Annotated in this window: 17 protein-coding genes; 5 read left to right on the top strand and 12 right to left on the bottom strand. The window is 45.8% G+C overall.

The features are described 5' to 3' along the window. The first annotated feature begins 351 nt into the window (after positions 1–351). Positions 352–1,419, top strand: coding sequence for a uroporphyrinogen decarboxylase (gene hemE / locus ACED46_RS03480; RefSeq protein WP_017060530.1), 1,068 nt, complete (start codon positions 352–354; stop codon positions 1,417–1,419). Between the two features lie 103 nt (positions 1,420–1,522). On the opposite strand, the gene ACED46_RS03475 is transcribed toward hemE, so the two are convergent. Both ACED46_RS03475 and ACED46_RS03470 read right to left on the bottom strand, forming a co-directional pair. Next, positions 1,523–2,116, bottom strand: coding sequence for a uracil-DNA glycosylase family protein (locus ACED46_RS03475; protein WP_371720895.1), 594 nt, complete (start codon positions 2,114–2,116; stop codon positions 1,523–1,525). Continuing rightward, entirely contained in the window at positions 2,116–3,042 is a 927-nt protein-coding gene (locus ACED46_RS03470) for a D-2-hydroxyacid dehydrogenase (protein WP_371720894.1), read from the bottom strand. Before ACED46_RS03470 ends, ACED46_RS03475 begins: the two co-directional genes overlap by 1 nt. 71 nt (positions 3,043–3,113) lie before the next feature. Here ACED46_RS03470 and ACED46_RS03465 point away from each other — a divergent pair, with 71 nt between their 5' ends. Continuing rightward, positions 3,114–3,701, top strand: coding sequence for a YjaG family protein (locus ACED46_RS03465; protein WP_017062699.1), 588 nt, complete (start codon positions 3,114–3,116; stop codon positions 3,699–3,701). Between the two features lie 104 nt (positions 3,702–3,805). Here the strand turns inward: ACED46_RS03465 and ACED46_RS03460 are convergent, their stop codons facing one another. Beyond that, positions 3,806–4,957, bottom strand: coding sequence for a CNNM domain-containing protein (locus ACED46_RS03460; protein ID WP_017062700.1), 1,152 nt, complete (start codon positions 4,955–4,957; stop codon positions 3,806–3,808). A 270-nt stretch (positions 4,958–5,227) separates the two neighbouring features. Between ACED46_RS03460 and hupA the strand changes: the two genes are divergently transcribed. Then, complete coding sequence (gene hupA / locus ACED46_RS03455) at positions 5,228–5,500, top strand: nucleoid-associated protein HU-alpha (RefSeq protein ID WP_004729753.1); 273 nt, start codon at positions 5,228–5,230, stop codon at positions 5,498–5,500. A 47-nt stretch (positions 5,501–5,547) separates the two neighbouring features. Further along, entirely contained in the window at positions 5,548–6,246 is a 699-nt protein-coding gene (locus ACED46_RS03450) for a DUF1481 domain-containing protein (RefSeq protein WP_137001879.1), read from the top strand. 182 nt (positions 6,247–6,428) lie between these two features. Here ACED46_RS03450 and purD read toward each other — a convergent pair whose 3' ends face one another. Together purD and purH are read right to left on the bottom strand one after the other, a co-directional pair. Then, positions 6,429–7,718 (bottom strand): phosphoribosylamine--glycine ligase, encoded by a 1,290-nt coding sequence (gene purD / locus ACED46_RS03445; RefSeq protein ID WP_017062702.1) that lies wholly within the window; start codon positions 7,716–7,718, stop codon positions 6,429–6,431. Between the two features lie 214 nt (positions 7,719–7,932). Further along, on the bottom strand, positions 7,933–9,543 hold the full coding sequence (gene purH / locus ACED46_RS03440; RefSeq protein ID WP_229647409.1) for a bifunctional phosphoribosylaminoimidazolecarboxamide formyltransferase/IMP cyclohydrolase: 1,611 nt from the start codon (positions 9,541–9,543) through the stop codon (positions 7,933–7,935). A 325-nt stretch (positions 9,544–9,868) separates the two neighbouring features. Between purH and zntR the strand changes: the two genes are divergently transcribed. Then, a complete protein-coding gene (gene zntR, locus ACED46_RS03435; protein ID WP_017062704.1) occupies positions 9,869–10,309 on the top strand; it encodes a Zn(2+)-responsive transcriptional regulator in 441 nt (146 codons plus the stop codon). An 88-nt stretch (positions 10,310–10,397) separates the two neighbouring features. Here zntR and fis read toward each other — a convergent pair whose 3' ends face one another. The 7 genes from fis to acs all read right to left on the bottom strand — a co-directional run bounded on the left by fis (position 10,398) and on the right by acs (position 17,493). Beyond that, entirely contained in the window at positions 10,398–10,694 is a 297-nt protein-coding gene (gene fis, locus ACED46_RS03430) for a DNA-binding transcriptional regulator Fis (RefSeq protein ID WP_004729744.1), read from the bottom strand. A gap of 23 nt (positions 10,695–10,717) precedes the next feature. Continuing rightward, complete coding sequence (dusB, locus tag ACED46_RS03425; RefSeq protein WP_032546269.1) at positions 10,718–11,686, bottom strand: tRNA dihydrouridine synthase DusB; 969 nt, start codon at positions 11,684–11,686, stop codon at positions 10,718–10,720. 140 nt (positions 11,687–11,826) lie between these two features. Next, positions 11,827–12,714: a 50S ribosomal protein L11 methyltransferase gene (prmA, locus tag ACED46_RS03420; RefSeq protein WP_017055901.1), complete on the bottom strand. Its 888-nt coding sequence runs from the start codon at positions 12,712–12,714 to the stop codon at positions 11,827–11,829. A 170-nt stretch (positions 12,715–12,884) separates the two neighbouring features. Further along, positions 12,885–14,228, bottom strand: a complete 1,344-nt coding sequence (gene accC / locus ACED46_RS03415; protein ID WP_017062706.1) for an acetyl-CoA carboxylase biotin carboxylase subunit — start codon at positions 14,226–14,228, stop codon at positions 12,885–12,887. Positions 14,229–14,243: 15 nt separating this feature from the next. Continuing rightward, the gene (accB, locus tag ACED46_RS03410) at positions 14,244–14,696 is read right to left on the bottom strand and encodes an acetyl-CoA carboxylase biotin carboxyl carrier protein (RefSeq protein ID WP_017062707.1); all 453 of its coding nucleotides are present in this window, start codon (positions 14,694–14,696) and stop codon (positions 14,244–14,246) included. Positions 14,697–14,770: 74 nt separating this feature from the next. After that, the gene (aroQ, locus tag ACED46_RS03405) at positions 14,771–15,220 is read right to left on the bottom strand and encodes a type II 3-dehydroquinate dehydratase (RefSeq protein WP_371720893.1); all 450 of its coding nucleotides are present in this window, start codon (positions 15,218–15,220) and stop codon (positions 14,771–14,773) included. Positions 15,221–15,543: 323 nt separating this feature from the next. Next, positions 15,544–17,493, bottom strand: coding sequence for an acetate--CoA ligase (gene acs / locus ACED46_RS03400; protein WP_009844693.1), 1,950 nt, complete (start codon positions 17,491–17,493; stop codon positions 15,544–15,546). Positions 17,494–17,706: the final 213 nt, after the last annotated feature.

Raw genomic sequence — 17,706 nt, 5'->3', positions numbered from 1 at the left:
AAGCTAATCAAGCGAATGGGGTATGGGTATCGAGATACCGACTACTTCTTCTTGATGATAAAAGCGGCTTTCCCCGGAAAGCCGCGATGAACCAAAAAAAAACCTCCACAAGTGGAGGGGGTAAGTAAGATGTCGTTATGAGATGCTGAGTAGTGACTACTCAGATGTTATAATTGTAATTTTCGCTAGCGAACAAATTTTTAACATGCTCCCGTAATTGGGTGCAAATTAAGCATTGATTTAAAAGTTAATAACTTGATCTAGGTTGCAAAGCACACAGCTTTTACCCTTCAATCAGTGTTAGAATACTTGCCATCAAAACTAGACAAGATTGAATTGGAATTTAACGGAATGACCGAATTAAAAAACGATCGCTATTTACGCGCACTTTTAAAACAGCCTGTTGATTACACACCGGTATGGATGATGCGCCAAGCTGGCCGCTATCTTCCTGAATACAAAGCAACGCGCGCTGAAGCGGGCGATTTCATGTCTTTGTGCAAAAACGCGGAACTGGCATCAGAAGTAACACTTCAACCTTTACGTCGTTTCCCGCTTGATGCGGCAATCTTGTTCTCAGACATCCTAACTATCCCTGATGCAATGGGCTTAGGTTTGTACTTTGAAACAGGTGAAGGTCCTAAGTTTGAGCGTCCTATCACGTGTAAAGCTGACGTAGAGAAGATTGGCCTACCTGATCCAGAAGGCGAGCTTCAATACGTAATGAATGCGGTTCGTCAGATCCGTAAAGACCTGAAAGGCGAAGTGCCACTGATTGGTTTCTCTGGTAGCCCATGGACTCTAGCGACATACATGGTTGAAGGTGGAAGCTCTAAAGCATTCACTAAGATCAAGAAGATGATGTACGCAGAACCACAAACGCTGCACCTGCTTCTAGACAAGCTGGCTGACAGTGTTATCGAATACTTGAACGCGCAAATTAAAGCGGGTGCTCAATCGGTAATGGTATTTGATACATGGGGTGGTGTACTGACTCCTCGTGACTACAACCTATTCTCACTGCAATACATGCACAAAATCGTTGATGGCCTAATCCGTGAAAACGAAGGTCGTCGAGTACCGGTTACTCTGTTCACTAAGAACGGTGGCATGTGGCTTGAGTCTATCGCAGCAACAGGTTGTGATGCGGTTGGTCTAGACTGGACAATCAACATCGCAGATGCAAAAGCTCGCATCGGCGACAAAGTTGCTCTGCAAGGTAACATGGATCCTTCAATGCTTTACGCTCAGCCTGAACGTATTCGCGAAGAAGTGGGCAGCATCCTTGAAGGCTTCGGCGACGGTGGTACAGGTCATGTATTTAACCTAGGCCACGGTATCCACTTAGATGTACCGCCAGAGAACGCTGGTGTATTCGTTGACGCTGTTCACGAATTGTCTAAGCCTTACCACAAGTAATTCTGAGTAAGATTATTGAAAGCGCTGTTGGGAAACCAACAGCGCTTTTTTATTGCCTGAAATTGGCATTTGATGGCGGTTTAATCTTGTTGTGTGCAGTTAATTAGGTATTTGGATCATGGTAGGCCAAATGCTCAGAGATGTGTTTCCTGATATAAGGAATGACTTCACTTTCAAACCAAGGGTTCTTCTTGAGCCAGATATTATTGCGTGGCGAAGGGTGGGGTAATGGCAAAAACTCAGGCGCCCACCTTTGCCAATCACGCACGGTTTCGGTCAATGTGCTGGTGGTTTTGTTTGTTAGGTAATGGTTTTGTGCATACTGGCCAATCAGCAGTGTCATTTGAATATTGGGTAGAGATTGCAGCACTTTGTTGTGCCAAAGCCCCGCGCACTCTTTGCGTGGTGGGAGATCGCCACTTTTCCCTTTCCCCGGATAACAAAACCCCATAGGCACAATCGCGACTTTTTGCTCGTCGTAAAAAGTATCGCTATCTATCCCTAACCATCCTCTTAATCGTTCGCCACTCGCGTCATTCCAAGGGATCGACGACTCATGCACCTTGATACCCGGCGCTTGACCTATGATCAGCAAGCGCGCGTTTGGATGCGCTTGAATCACCGGGTTGGCACCGTGTGATAGGTGAGGCTTACAAGCTCGGCATTGTCGAATCTCTTTAAGTAACGAAGAGGACATCAGTAACCTTTTTCAAAATCGATGACATGATTAAGTGTAAAGCCATCTCGCCACTGTTTGTAATTCTCTGCGAAGATCTCGACTACTTGTCTTGGCTCACTGAGTGCAGCGATGTGTGGAGTGATGGTGACTTGCGGTAGTTTCCAGAAAGGGTGTTCCTGAGAGAGGGGTTCACTTTCAAACACATCTAAAAATGCGTGTTCTACCCATCTGTTTTTTATGGCGAGCAACAAGGCTTTATTGTCGATGCTTTCCCCTCGACCGACATTAAACAGCAACACATTAGAGCAGTAACCTAACGTGGTTTGGTTCAACAGCTGATAGGTTTCAGCGGTTGATGGCAAGGTGTTGACCACAATATCGGCCTGCTTAAGGGCAGCCTCTATCTCATTGATGTGGAAAGTCTCTTTAAAGGTTTCTTGTTTGGATGGGATGCCGGTACGGTTGACACCTATGGTATGAATACCAAAAGCCGCCGCGGTTTTTGCCAAATGACTGCCGATTGAACCTGTTCCTAAAATCACCATAGTTTTGTCAGTTAGGCTAGTATAAAGCTGTGGCTGCCAGTTTCGTTGTTGTTGATGCTGGTGGTAATGAGGGAAGTGTCTACAGTGACTGATTGTGTAACCCAATACGTATTCTGCGATAGCCGGACCAAAGATGCCTTTGACGTTGGTTAGCGTATAGTCCTGACGCAGATCTGGCTGAGTGAGTTTATTGATTCCGGCATAGGTACTCTGTACCCAGTCTAGCTCTTTAAACTCGCCGAGGCGTTCTGCGATTAGAGGTGGTGACGCCAAGACAATCTGTGCTGATTCGGGGTTTTGAGTGATTTCTAGGTCGGATAAATCCTGGTTTAGAATCAGTTGCGTATAGGTATCGTCATGCTCAGTAAGAATATAGAGCTTATTCGTAAAATTGTTCATCGGCTTACCTTTTCCCCCCAGGGTTTATCAAGTACACTTTCGCTGTCTTTTTCTGCAATTATTGAGTGACTATGCTTCAGAATCCACTGCAGGTTCGTCTTGAAAAGTTAGAACCTTGGCAACAAATTACCTTTATGGCGTGTCTATGTGAGCGTATGTACCCTAACTATGCCATGTTTTGTGAGAATACAGAATTTGCGGAAGCTCGAATCTATCGTGATGTTTTGGATAGCATTTGGGAAATCCTGACGGTTAAAACAGCAAAGGTGAACTTTGAGCGTCAACTTGAGAAGGTTGAAGAGCTATTCCCTAGCGGTGATGATTTTGATTTTTATGGTGTTTACCCAGCAATGGACGCATGCCAAGGCCTAGCAACGCTAATTCATGGTCTGCTTGACCGTGAACATATGTTGGAAGCGGTAATTAAAGTGAGTCAACAATCGGTGAAGACGGTTGCTGAGCTTGAGTTTGCTCAAGGCGCTGAAGAAGTGACGAACGAAAACCAGAAAGAAAACGAAGCGGTGTGTGAAGAGTGGGACGTTCAGTGGGCCATTTTCCGACCTCTACGTGAAACGACTGAGCGTGACTTAGAGCTGATCAAAGACCTACGCCACGAACTGCGTGAAGACCCAGTCAGTAACATTGGTGTTGCGCTATAATTCGCAATTGCACCAAGGTACGAATAAAAACAAAGGCTCCCTAGGGAGCCTTTGTTGTATCTGACGGTATCAAATTTAGATTAAGCGTCTTTTTTGTCTTCGTTCTACACTTTGTCTTTTGATGCCTTATCTTTTGATGCGTCGTCGTCATTCGTTGATTTTGCATCTGAAGAGTCGTTGTCTGCTGGAGTTTCTTCCTCGTCCTCGTCATCGCGGTTTTCGATAACACCGTGTGTCTCTTTCCACTTCTCCCAGCGTTGGAACGCCAGTTCTTGCATGTCAGTCGTCTTATCCGCTTCGTCGACAATCTCTTCGCCCACTAGGTGCTCAAAGATGTCTTCTAGGGTGATGATGCCCTGAATAGTGCCGTATTCGTCCACAACTAAAGACAGTTGCAGGCGGTTTGCCATCATCTGGTCAAAGGCCTTAGCCAAGCCCATGTTGTTCAGCAACACGTGGATAGGGCGCATTACTTCACCCAAAGCTTTCTCACCACAACCGGCTTGCTGCAATCTAAACAGCTCTAAGCGGTGAACAAAACCGATGATGTTGTCACTCTGCTCGCTGTAAACCAGCGGACGTGAGAATGGCGTGTCTTTATGTTGTTCTAGGAACGTATTCACACTCATTTCCGCATCAACACGGAATACCACTGGGCGCGGCGTCATTACCTGAGTCACGGGTACATCTTGAATACCCAGTAGGTTGCTCAGGATTTTTGACTCGCCTTCTGCAAATTCACCGCTCTCTTTTGCCAAAATCGCCATTGCAGATAACTCATCACGCATTTTTGGTGCTTGGTGGCCACGAGCAAGACGTTTGGTGATCTGTTCTGAGAACCATACAAACGGTGTTAGGAAGAACACCATCCAACGAAGCACGCTTGCCGAAGCAGGAGCAAGTTGACGCCAGTAGGTTGCACCAATGGTTTTTGGAACAATCTCAGATAATACCAAGATACCTAGCGTTAGCACGGCAGAGAAGACACCTAACCATTGGCTACCAAAAACGACAGCCGCTTGTGCACCTGCTGTCGCAGCACCGATAGTATGGGCGATGGTGTTGAGCGTTAAAATTGACGCAAGCGGGCGGTCAATATCTGTTTTCAGTTTGTCTAAAGACTCTGCTGCAGGGTGCCCATTTTGTTTTAGTTGAGCAATGTAGCTCGGACTAATACTCAAAAGTACAGCTTCCAAAACAGAACAAATGAAAGAAACTCCAATAGCAATGGAGACGTAAATAGATAGCAGCAGCATGTTTGCCCTTAAATTAAATTGTACGCTTTAGCAGCGATTCAGCGTGGATTATAGTGAAAAAGTAGTGGCTAGGTCATCATTAATTTTGCTCTCAGCCCCTTTTAAACAAGGGCTTGCTTAATAAAATCAGTAACAAATTGTGAGTTATTACTCATATTATGGCTAAAACTACGGCATTAGAGCTAAAGATCGACGACAAACCTTTGCCAGATGGGGCATTTATGTTTTAGAGTGAATTGAATTCAAAAATACAAAGAAGGGAAACCTAAAATGAACAAGACTCAATTAATCGACTTTATTGCTGAAAAAGCGGACCTTTCTAAAGCACAAGCTAAAGCTGCTCTAGAAGCGACTCTTGGCGGTGTTACAGATGCTCTTAAAGATGGCGATCAAGTTCAGCTAATTGGTTTTGGTACTTTTAAAGTAAACCACCGTGCAGCTCGCACTGGTCGTAACCCCAAAACTGGTGATGAGATCCAAATCGCTGCTGCAAATGTTCCAGCATTTGTTGCAGGTAAAGCGCTGAAAGATTCAGTGAAATAATCTAAACTGTACCGAGGTAGTCGTATTCCACCTCGGTACAGGTTTTTATGAAAAAAGCATTTCTTCTCGTTTCACTATTATCTACATTTCTTATTGGCTGTTCTTCAACAAGCCCTCGCAAAAACCTAGAGCAATTTGAAACTCACACTGGCGGCCAAGTCATGGGCGACGCGACGAGTTTCTACTGGGTTACAAACAAGCTAACACAACCTCATACTTCAGCTGACTACGTCACTGTCGGCGATTACGGCTGGTACCAAACTGATTATGCTTGGTCAGAAGGCGTGCTTCGTGAATTCATTCGTGAAGGCGAGCAGCGTAACTCTTCTAATGAGCTGGTTCCCTATCGAGTCCATGTGCGTTTCAATAAGTCAGGCGAAGCTGTGTATCAACAGTATCGTATTGATAGCAAAATCTTACCTATCCAAGCCAAGCAGCTTGAAAACTATCAGAAAGAAGCGACGTCGGTTCTAGAGACCACAACGAAGCAGCATGATGAAGGGCTTAGGCTGATTCAGGGTTACTGGAATGGCAGCTCTTTTAAAACGTGCGCTGGTGGTGAGTTTGATCGCATTGAATTTAACCAGACCTTGCCAGGCTTCGTGATTGACCGATTGGCGTCTGTGGAAAGCTATGCGGCGTTTCTTGGCAGTGACTTACTCGGTAAGATGAGCGTGGAAGAGTTACTGATGCTAGCTGAAGACAGCCATGATTGTGTCGTTAGGCCATCATTGTTGAAAGAATAGCGAGTAATCAAAGGATTGAGAGTATTTGGCCTACTGTAGGCCAAGTGCTGATTTGTCTGTACAGACGCGGATTCCTAGAAAGATTGAGTAATAAAAAAGGCGCCTATTGAGGCGCCTTTTGTTGTTATTTGCTTACTGTCATTTGCTTACTATTATGAAAAGTAAGCGAGTAACCAGATTGATTACTGCTCTTGCTCGCGCGCAATCGCACGGTAACCAATATCATTGCGGTGGAACATACCATTCCAGCTAACTTGCTTCGTCAACGCGTAAGCGCGCTCTTGAGCCTCAGAAACCGTATTGCCCAGTGCTGTTGCACAAAGTACACGACCGCCGTTTGTCACAACGTCGCCAGCTTCATTATTTGTCGTACCCGCGTGGAAAACCTTTTGGCCTTCAACTTCGCTTGTTGGTAGTGAAATAACGTCACCTTTTGCGTAGTCAGCAGGGTAACCGCCAGCCGCAAGAACAACACCGATAGAAGCGCGTGGATCCCACTTCGATTCTGCTTCGTCGAGCTTCTCGTCGATAGCCATTAGGCAAAGTTCAACAAGGTCTGACTCCATACGCATCATGATAGGTTGCGTTTCAGGGTCGCCAAAGCGGCAGTTGTATTCGATAACTTTAGGTGTGCCGTCAGCATCGATCATTAGGCCAGCGTAAAGGAAACCTGTGTAAGGTGCGCCTTCTGCGTCCATACCACGTACCGTTGGGTAGATAACTTCCTCAAGGATACGGTTGTGGATTTCTGGAGTTACAACCGGCGCAGGAGAGTAAGCACCCATGCCGCCCGTGTTCGGCCCAGTGTCTTTGTCGCCAACACGTTTGTGATCTTGGCTGGTGGCCATAGGAAGCACGCTAGAGCCGTCAACCATTACGATGAAGCTTGCTTCTTCGCCTTCGAGGAACTCTTCGATAACAACGCGGCTGCCTGCTTCGCCAAAGGCGTTGCCCGCTAGCATGTCTTTGATTGCGTCTTCTGCTTCTTCAAGGGTCATCGCAACGATAACGCCTTTACCTGCCGCAAGACCGTCAGCTTTCACTACGATAGGAGCGCCTTGCTCGCGAACGTAAGCGATAGCTGGCTCAATCTCAGTGAAGTTTGAGTAGTAACCTGTTGGGATATCATGACGAGCTAGGAAGTCTTTAGTGAATGCTTTAGAGCCTTCAAGCTGTGCTGCAGCTTGAGTAGGGCCGAAGATTGGCAAACCTACTTCGCGGAATGCATCAACCACACCGATAACCAATGGTGCTTCAGGGCCCACGATAGTCAGTTCGATTTTTTTATCTTGAGCAAACGCGACTAAACCAGCGATGTCTTCAACGCCGATGTTTACGTTCTCTAGTTTTGGCTCAAGTGCAGTACCTGCGTTACCTGGAGCGATGAATACTGTTTCAACGTTTGGGTTTTGTGCTGCTTTCCAACCTAGTGCATGCTCACGACCGCCGGCACCAATAATTAATACATTCATTTTATTTTACCTTTGATAGCTTCATCAGATTACCTATTTCGGCGTCAAACATGCTCACTTATAGTCATAAGCTCCGCGTGTTTTCCTTGAACTAGGCAATCTGATTTTGCTCTAAAAATTAAAATTTCTATTAACGTTGATGAGTAAAACGCCAACATTAATGAACGGTTAAACGAATAAAAAAGGCTCTAGGAAAACCTAGAGCCTATTCTGATTAGTGGCGGAAGTGACGCATGCCCGTAAAGATCATCGCCATGCCGTGTTCGTCTGCTGCTGCGATAACTTCGTCATCACGCATAGAGCCGCCCGGTTGGATAACACACTTGATGCCAGCCTCTGCAGCCGCGTCGATACCGTCACGGAATGGGAAGAATGCATCTGATGCCATCACACAGCCTTCAACCTGTAGACCTTCGTCTGCAGCTTTGATGCCTGCGATTTTCGCAGAGTAAACGCGGCTCATTTGGCCAGCGCCAACACCAATTGTCATGTCGCCTTTCGAGTAAACGATAGCGTTAGATTTAACGTATTTCGCTACTTTCCAGCAGAATAGAGCATCTTTCAATTCTTCAGCTGTAGGTTGGCGCTTAGAAACCACTTTAAGGTCATCTTCAGACACCATGCCTTGGTCGCGGTCTTGAACTAGCAAACCACCGTTAACGCGTTTAACGTCAAAGCCAGTTGTCTTCGTTGTCCACTCACCACACTCAAGTAGGCGAAGGTTTTTCTTAGCCGCTACGATTGCTACTGCTTCAGCAGAAACTGATGGTGCAATGATAACTTCAACGAATTGACGCTCAGTGATAGCCGTTGCTGTTGCAGCGTCTAGCTCACGGTTGAAAGCGATGATGCCGCCAAATGCAGACGTTGGGTCTGTTTTGAATGCACGGTCGTAAGCTTCTAGGATGTCTTCACCTAGTGCAACACCACATGGGTTAGCGTGCTTAACGATCACACATGCTGGCTGGTCGAACTCTTTCACACACTCAAGTGCTGCGTCGGTGTCAGCGATGTTGTTGTAAGAAAGGGCTTTACCTTGAATCTGGCGAGCTGTAGAAACTGATGCTTCTTCAGGGTTTGCTTCAACGTAGAATGCGGCTGCCTGGTGGCTGTTCTCACCGTAGCGCATGTCTTGCTTTTTCTCGAACTGTTGGTTGAACGTGCGAGGGAATTTAGACTCTTCGTCAGCCTTCTTTCCTTCTTCATCAAGTAGAGAGGCACCGTAAGATGGAACCATAGTGCCGAAGTAGTTTGCGATCATGCCGTCGTAAGAAGCGGTGTGCTCGAATGCTGCGATAGCGAGGTCGAAGCGAGTCTCTAGTGTTAGAGATTTATCGTTCGTGTCCATTTCAGCGACAACGCGCTCGTAGTCGTGTGCGTTAACAACGATCGTTACGTCTTTGTGGTTTTTCGCTGCAGAGCGAACCATTGTAGGGCCGCCGATGTCGATGTTCTCAACAGCATCAGCAAGGGTACAACCTTCTTTAGCAACGGTTTCTGCGAATGGGTATAGGTTTACAACAACCATATCGATAGGGTTGATACCGTGAGTTTCCATCACGTCATCATCTTGGCCACGACGGCCTAGAACACCACCATGAACTTTTGGGTGCAGAGTCTTAACACGGCCATCCATCATTTCTGGGAAACCAGTGTAGTCAGATACTTCTGTAACAGAGATGCCTTTTTCAGCAAGCAGGCGAGCAGTGCCACCGGTAGATAGGATATCTACACCACGGTTAGCAAGAGCTTGTGCAAATTCAACGATACCAGTTTTGTCTGATACGCTGATTAGAGCGCGGCGAATTGGACGAGCGTTATTCATGCTTCCATCTTCCTCAAATTCATGGGGTTAAAATAAAGATATTTGCCAAAAAAGAACTTGTTTCTATCTTCTTAGCGTGGATTATCTTAGATACCAGTAAGAGATAAAATATTGGCCAGTTTTGGTAAAGACCTTTTGGGTTAGTCTTATGATTAAGCTATAAGATAACCAACTCCAAATTTGATGGCGCAGATTCTAACTAATTTATTACAAAAAAGCTCGCGCAATCGTTTGGCATCTCAAAATTAATTATGAAAAGTGCCATTTCAGCCTGAAAAGTAACGATAAGGTTAATTGTGGAATGGACGAAACAGTAGGAAAAAACATGTTTCAGATCGGTGAATTAGCGAAGCGATGCGGTGTGACAGCCGATACCTTGCGATTTTATGAGAAGAATAACCTGATCGCGCCAGCCAGTCGCAGTGACTCGGGTTATCGCCTATATGATGAAAATAACCAGAAACAGGTGACGTTTATTCTCAAATCTAAAGCGTTGGGGCTGAGTTTGGACGAGATTAAAGAATTGCTTGAGATTCGCCTCGAGGCCACACAGCACAGTTGCGCTGAAGTGAAGTCGATTACCTCAGCAAAGCTAGAGATGATTGATGAGAAGATTACCGAGTTAACTAAGATTCGCACCGCACTTAAAAAGATTAATGATGCGTGTTGTGGTCACGTAGACGATGATGCAAGCCATTGTTCGATTCTAGCAGCCTTGGACTCAGCAAACGTCGACAAAGGTCGCTGCTGTCGCACTGGAGAGTAATCAGCGACTATCACGGATCGACAAGCCAAAAAAAAGCCAAACTCAACAATGAGCTTGGCTTTCAATTCAATAAATTACGAAAGAACGATTAGTTCATGCCGTATTTTTTAAGTTTCTTGCGAAGAGTACCGCGGTTAATACCCATCATGGTTGCTGCGCGAGTTTGGTTACCGCGAGTGTACTGCATGATAGTGTCTAGTAGTGGCTGTTCAACTTCAGCTAATACTAATTCGTATAACTCGCTGACTTCTTGACCGTTTAATTGAGCAAGGTAATTTTTCAATGATGCTTTAACTGAGTCACGTAGTGGCTTCTGCGTGATTTGGTCTTGTGATGTAACTGTAGTTACTGTCAATGCTTCTGAAGTCAGATTTTGTTCGAACATATTCGGTCTAGCTCTTCTCGTAATTATGGTGCAACGTTATCAAAAAAACCTTCTAGCGCTTCAAGCTGCAGATCACCTGCTTCGAATGCGTTGAAGGTACGGCGAAACTCACTCGCTTGTTCATGTTCTTTTAGATACCAACCCACATGCTTACGAGCGATGCGAGGGCCTAAAAACTCTCCATAAAATTCATGTAGAGCGTGCACATGACCAAGCATGATGTCTTTCACTTCCGAAATCGGGAGTGGGTCCATCGTGGTGCCGTTTTCCAAATAGTGTAGGATTTCGTTAAAAATCCAAGGACGTCCTTGGGCAGGTCGACCTATCATTAAAGCATCAGCGCCGGTGTACTCCAGCACAAACTTCGCTTTTTCCGGACTATCGATATCACCGTTAGCGATAACCGGAATAGATACTGCTTGTTTCGCTGCTTTAATGTGTTTGTATTCTGCCTCACCTTTGTACATACAAGCGCGAGTTCTTCCATGGAGCGCAAGAGCTTGTATGCCGCAGTCTTCGGCTATTTTCGCGATTTGGACACAGTTTCTATTGTCTGTATCCCAGCCTGTGCGCGTTTTCAACGTTACTGGAACGTCGACAGCATTTACCACCGCTTTCAGAATGTCTTCAATGAGTTCTGGATGCTGCAGTAAGGCTGAGCCCGCAAGCTTCTTATTCACTTTTTTGGCTGGACAACCCATGTTGATATCGATGATTTGCGCACCGTTATCGACATTAAATTGAGCAGCCTCGGCCATAAGCTGTGGATCTGCACCAGCGATTTGTACTGAACGAATGCCCGATTCGCCTTCATGTACCATACGCTGCTGAGACTTTGACGTTTTCCAAACTTTCGGATTGGAGGACATCATTTCACTGACTGCCATCCCCGCACCGTAGCGAAGACACAACTCACGGAATGGTCTATCCGTTACGCCAGCCATAGGAGCGACGATTAGATTGTTCTTAAGTTGATAATTTCCGATTTTCAAAAATGTCATCACAGTTCTGTACCAGCAAGGGCGCGCATTTTACGCATTTTTTCGCTGCGTGAAAAGACTAATATTTGAGCATTTACAATTTGTTTTTGTAATTTGTTTAAATTTCAGTCAATTAGCGCCCAAAGTCTTGTCTAGCCTTGCTTGCGACCTGAGATTCGACACCATTCTTGTTGTTCGATGATCGGATCAATGTGAAGCTCATCACGATAATAAGTGGCAACATCTTCTGCTTGTGTATCTAAAACACCCGACATCGCAAGTACACCATTTGGCTTAACTAGGCCCTTGATGATGCCAGAAAGGTCGCGTAATGGACCCGCAAGAATGTTGGCAACAACAACGTCTGCTAGCAAACCTTCCGGTTGATCTTGTGGCAAGAACACCTCTAGTTGCTCAGCAACGCCATTGCGTTGTGCGTTGTCTTTTGATGCAAGCAGAGCTTGAGGATCAATGTCGATCCCGATAACTTTTGCTGCGCCTAGTTTGATCGCAGCGATCGCTAGGATGCCTGAGCCACAACCGAAGTCGATCACGGTTTTGCCTGCAAGGTCTAAGCCTTCAAGCCACTCAAGACACAATGCCGTTGTCGGGTGAGTACCTGTACCAAATGCAAGGCCAGGGTCTAGCATTACGTTAACAGCGTCAGGTTCAGGGATATCGCGCCAGCTAGGGCAGATCCATAAACGCTCACCAAACTTCATTGGGTGGAAGTTGTCCATCCATTCACGCTCCCAATCCTTGTCTTCAATTTGCTCTACTTTATGAGCAAAGTCTGCAGGGAACATGTTGCTTGCTTTAATCTGCGCTAGAACGACACCAGTATCAGTCTCAGCGTCGTAAAGCGCGAGAATGTCAGTATCACCCCAAAGGCGAGTTTCGCCTGGCAGAGGCTCAAATACAGGGGTATCTTGTGCATCCAGGAAAGTTACAGAAAGAGCACCAGTCTCTTCCATTAACATGTCGCCGATTTGTTCGGCATTTTCATTGGTAGCATTAAGCTTGATTTGAATCCAAGGCATGGCTGCATCTTCTATATGAGAAAAATTGGATGGGGAGTCTAGCAGAAAATATGAGCAAATTCACCAAAACCCCACGGAATATAATGGGGATTAAAGATTGATTTTTTCGGCGGTTCAAAAACAAAAATGCTCACCGAAGTGAGCATTTTGACTGTTCTTAAACGAACGGATTATGACAAACCAAGTTTCTTCTCAAGGTAGTGGATGTTTGCACCACCGTGTTGGAAGTTTTCGTCGTTCATAATAGACAGTTGAAGCTCAGTATTAACGTTAATACCTTCAACAATCATTTCACCCAATGCGTTCTTCATACGAGCGATAGCAACATCACGGTTCTCACCGTAAGTGATCAGCTTACCAATCATTGAATCGTAGTGTGGTGGCACTGTGTAACCCGTGTAGATGTGAGATTCCCAACGTACGCCCATGCCGCCTGGTGCGTGGAAACGTTCAATCTTACCTGGTGAAGGTAGGAAACGAACTGGATCTTCAGCATTGATACGACATTCGATTGAGTGGCCACGCAGCTTAATGTCATCCTGAGTGAATGATAGAGGCTGACCAGCTGCAATACGTAGCTGTTCTTTCACTAGGTCGATACCCGTTACCATTTCAGTAATCGTGTGTTCAACCTGGATACGAGTGTTCATTTCGATGAAGTAGAATTCACCGTTCTCGTATAGGAATTCAAATGTACCTGCACCGCGGTAACCGATCTCAATACATGCACGAGTACAACGTTCGCCAATGTACTTACGCATCTCTTCAGTGATACCTGGAGCTGGCGCTTCTTCCACAACTTTCTGGTGACGACGTTGCATTGAACAGTCACGCTCACCTAGGTGGATAGCATTACCTTGGCCATCTGCAAGCACTTGTACTTCAATGTGACGTGGGTTTTCTAGGAATTTCTCCATGTAAACCATGTCGTTGTTGAAACATGCTTTTGCTTCAGCACGAGTCATCGCGATAGCTTCTGTTAATTCTGCTTCAGAACGAACAACACGCATACCACGACCGCCGCCGCCGCCAGATGCCTTGATGATAACTGGGAAGCCAATGCGTTTAGCGTGCGCTTTGTTTTTTGCTTCGTCGTCGTCAAGAGGGCCGTCAGAACCTGGTACACAAGGTACGCCAGCTTTCTTCATTGACGTGATAGCTGACACTTTGTCACCCATCATGCGAATGGTTTCAGCTTTAGGGCCAACGAAGATAAAGCCACTGCGCTCTACCTGTTCTGCAAAGTCTGCATTTTCAGATAGGAAGCCGTAGCCAGGGTGAACAGCTACTGCACCTGTAACTTCAGCTGCGCTGATGATACGAGGGATGTTTAGGTAGCTATCGATACCACGAGCTGGACCGATACAAATGGTTTCGTCTGCAAGCAGTACGTGCTTAAGGTCACGGTCAGCAGTTGAGTGAACCGCTACCGTTTTAATGCCAAGCTCTTTACATGCACGCAGAATACGTAGTGCAATCTCACCACGGTTCGCGATTACTAATTTATCTAACATAATGAGTGCTCTCTATTATTCGATAATTACTAGAGCTTGGTCGAATTCTACTGGTTGACCGTCTTCAACTAGGATAGCTGTTACAACACCAGATTTATCAGCTTCGATTTGGTTCATCATTTTCATTGCTTCAACGATACATAGCGTTTCGCCAGCAGTTACAGATTGACCAACTTTAACGAATGGTTTTGCGTCTGGGCTTGGAGCGCCGTAGAAAGTACCAACCATTGGAGAAAGAACTTGGTGACCAGCTGGAACTGCAGGAGCTGCTGCTTCTGCTGCTACAGGTGCCGCCGCAGGAGCTGCTGCCGCTACAGGTGCTGGAGCAGCTGCATATTGAACAGGTGCTACAGGTGCAGTGCTGTTACGACTGATTCGTACTGACTCTTCACCTTCAGAGATTTCTAGCTCAGAAATACCAGACTCTTCAACCAATTCGATTAGCTTTTTGATTTTGCGAATATCCATTGTTTCTTTCTCTTTATCTGTTAATTGAACTTACTCTATGACTGAGTAGGTTAGTAATAGTTCGTTGTTTATGTTTACTTTGAGTTGAGCTTGCTGAGCGCAGCGGTCAAAGCAAATTGATAACCTTGGGCACCTAAGCCACAAATCACACCTTCTGCTTTATCAGATAGGTAAGAGTGGTGACGGAATGGTTCACGCGCGTGAACATTCGATAGATGAACCTCAATAAATGGTATGGCAACGCCAAGTAGTGCATCACGCATTGCCACACTGGTATGTGTAAAGGCTGCTGGGTTGATAATAATAAAATCAACATTTTGATAAGCACTATGGATAGCTTCAATCAGTTCGTACTCACGATTTGACTGTAAGTGAGATAGCTCAACATCGTGTGCTTTCGCTTGCTCGGTCAGTGAGCTAATAATCTGGTCAAGTGTTTGAGAACCGTAGTGTGCGGGCTCTCTAAGGCCTAACAGGTTAAGGTTTGGGCCATTTAAAACTAGAATGCGAAACTTTGTAGACATCGTGGGGCTATCTTCCTTTATCGTGTTTACGAACGTGAATGTTGCCATTTTATTGAAAATTTGCGGTTAATTTCCAGTGAGAAAAACCCAAATTTAAAAATTAGAACCAGATTATAGCTAATTCAGCGCAAATCGCAGCAATTTACTGGTCTAATCTCCTATTGATACAGCTTGGAATTGTTACCAACTTAACAAAAAAGCGTCTTAGCCTTAATTTGGGGCGGGATATTTGAGATCAAGATCAGCCATAAAAAAAACCGCCACATAGGTGACGGTTTAGAAAGTGCTGTTTTAAACAGTGATTAGCTGCTGTGACTGGTTGCTTATGCCAGTTCTGCTTTCTCGGCAATCAGCTTATCAACCACACTTGGGTCGGCCAGTGTCGAGGTATCACCTAGGTTACCTGTATCGCCAGTCGCGATTTTACGCAGGATACGACGCATGATTTTACCCGAACGAGTTTTTGGTAGAGAGTCGGTCCAGTGCAGTACATCTGGCGTTGCAATTGGGCCAATCTCTTTACGTACCCAGTCTTTTACTTCTTTATGAAGCTCTGCGGTTGGGAACTCACCATCATTCAGCGTGATGTAAGCGTAAATCGCTTGGCCTTTAATATCATGAGGGATGCCCACAATCGCGGCTTCTGCAATCTTATCGAACGCGACTAGAGCCGATTCAATCTCAGCAGTACCCATACGGTGACCTGATACGTTAAGTACATCATCGACACGCCCCGTAATCCAGTAGTAACCGTCTTCATCACGACGAGCGCCGTCACTGGTGAAGTACATGCCTTTAAAGGTCGAGAAGTAAGTCTGTTCGAAGCGGTCATGATCGCCATGAACGGTACGCATTTGGCCTGGCCAAGAGTCAAGAATCACTAGGTTGCCGTCTGTTGCACCCTCAATGATGTTACCCATGTTATCAACCAGTGCCGGTTGCACACCGAAGAATGGACGAGTTGCAGAGCCCGGTTTCAGGTCTGTTGCGCCTGGTAGCGGTGCAATCAAGATACCGCCCGTTTCTGTTTGCCACCATGTATCAACAATTGGAGATTGCTCATTACCGATTGTTTTGTAGTACCACTCCCACGCCTCTGGGTTGATAGGTTCACCCACTGAGCCCATGATTCTTAGGCTGTCACGAGAAGTACCTTCAACGGCTTCATTGCCTTTCGCCATCAATGCACGAATAGCCGTTGGCGCCGTATAAAGAATATTAACTTGGTGCTTATCGACCACTTCGCTCATGCGGCTGGTGTTCGGGTAATTTGGCACGCCTTCAAACAGAATCGTTTTTGCGCCATTAGCAAGCGGTCCGTAAACAAGATATGTGTGACCGGTAATCCAACCCACATCGGCTGTACACCAGAAAGTCTCGCCTTCTTGGTAATCGAATACGTATTTGAAGGTCATCGCAGCATAAACAAGGTAGCCACCTGTGGTGTGCATAACGCCTTTAGGTTTACCTGTTGAGCCTGACGTATAAAGGATGAATAGTGGATCTTCTGCGTTCATCTCTTCTGGTGGGCAATCTGCAGATACATTAGCAATAGCATCGTGCCACCACACATCGCGATGTTCGTGCCATGCCACATCACCGCCAGTGCGTTTGAATACAACAACCTTCTCGATGTTTTTCACTTCAGGGTTCGTCAGTGCTTCATCGACATTCTTTTTCAGTGGAACAGCACGGCCGCCACGCACGCCTTCATCGGCAGTGATAACGACTTTAGAATTTGAATCGATAATACGACCAGACAGTGCTTCTGGTGAGAAACCACCAAATACGACTGTGTGAACCGCACCGATACGGGTACACGCCAGCATGGCTACTGCCGCTTCTGGCACCATTGGCATGTATAAACAAACCACATCACCTTTGCGCACGCCTTGCTCTTTTAGAGCATTCGAAAACAGGCACACTTCTTTATGCAGTTCATTAAAAGTTAGAGTTTTATCATCTGCCGGGTCATCGCCTTCCCAGATGATAGCGACTTCATCACCGCGCTCAGCAAGGTGGCGGTCGATACAGTTAGCCGAAACGTTAAGCGTGCCATCTTCAAACCAGCGAATATCAATGTGGCCAGGGTCGAAAGAGGTGTTTTTTACTTGTGTGAAAGGTTTGATCCAATCAACGATTTTTCCGTGTTCACCCCAAAAGCCTTCAGGGTCAGAAACAGATTGCTGGTACATGGCTAGGTAAGTGTCATTATCCGCGTGTGTGGTTGATTTAATATTTTCTTTTACCGGATAAACGTGGGCTTCACTCATTGCATCTCTCCTTGTGCCTACATTCCTAATGAACTGGCAACTTCCTTTGTGTTCAGTTTCTAGGTCTATTACAGAACCGTCTTTGTGTTATCACTCTCGGCTAGGACGGCGATTTCCACAATTAGACTTTAGGATGAGACGCTGCTTTTCACTTACAAAATAGCGAGTTAAGTTCAATTTTGAGATGTTGCTCTCTATGTGAAGCGCCAGTGG

This window comes from Vibrio sp. 1S139 (assembly GCF_041439475.1).
GTDB lineage: Bacteria > Pseudomonadota > Gammaproteobacteria > Enterobacterales > Vibrionaceae > Vibrio > Vibrio crassostreae_C.
Note: the sequence above shows the minus strand (reverse complement) of the source record. Positions and strands in the feature narration are given on the sequence as shown.

Coding starts and splice junctions, on each gene's coding strand:
- hemE (WP_017060530.1), top strand. CDS start 352: ATGACCGAATTAAAAAACGATCGCTATTTACGCGCACTTTTAAAACAG.
- ACED46_RS03475 (WP_371720895.1), bottom strand. CDS start 2,116: ATGTCCTCTTCGTTACTTAAAGAGATTCGACAATGCCGAGCTTGTAAG.
- ACED46_RS03470 (WP_371720894.1), bottom strand. CDS start 3,042: ATGAACAATTTTACGAATAAGCTCTATATTCTTACTGAGCATGACGAT.
- ACED46_RS03465 (WP_017062699.1), top strand. CDS start 3,114: ATGCTTCAGAATCCACTGCAGGTTCGTCTTGAAAAGTTAGAACCTTGG.
- ACED46_RS03460 (WP_017062700.1), bottom strand. CDS start 4,957: ATGCTGCTGCTATCTATTTACGTCTCCATTGCTATTGGAGTTTCTTTC.
- hupA (WP_004729753.1), top strand. CDS start 5,228: ATGAACAAGACTCAATTAATCGACTTTATTGCTGAAAAAGCGGACCTT.
- ACED46_RS03450 (WP_137001879.1), top strand. CDS start 5,548: ATGAAAAAAGCATTTCTTCTCGTTTCACTATTATCTACATTTCTTATT.
- purD (WP_017062702.1), bottom strand. CDS start 7,718: ATGAATGTATTAATTATTGGTGCCGGCGGTCGTGAGCATGCACTAGGT.
- purH (WP_229647409.1), bottom strand. CDS start 9,543: ATGAATAACGCTCGTCCAATTCGCCGCGCTCTAATCAGCGTATCAGAC.
- zntR (WP_017062704.1), top strand. CDS start 9,869: ATGTTTCAGATCGGTGAATTAGCGAAGCGATGCGGTGTGACAGCCGAT.
- fis (WP_004729744.1), bottom strand. CDS start 10,694: ATGTTCGAACAAAATCTGACTTCAGAAGCATTGACAGTAACTACAGTT.
- prmA (WP_017055901.1), bottom strand. CDS start 12,714: ATGCCTTGGATTCAAATCAAGCTTAATGCTACCAATGAAAATGCCGAA.
- accC (WP_017062706.1), bottom strand. CDS start 14,228: ATGTTAGATAAATTAGTAATCGCGAACCGTGGTGAGATTGCACTACGT.
- accB (WP_017062707.1), bottom strand. CDS start 14,696: ATGGATATTCGCAAAATCAAAAAGCTAATCGAATTGGTTGAAGAGTCT.
- aroQ (WP_371720893.1), bottom strand. CDS start 15,220: ATGTCTACAAAGTTTCGCATTCTAGTTTTAAATGGCCCAAACCTTAAC.
- acs (WP_009844693.1), bottom strand. CDS start 17,493: ATGAGTGAAGCCCACGTTTATCCGGTAAAAGAAAATATTAAATCAACC.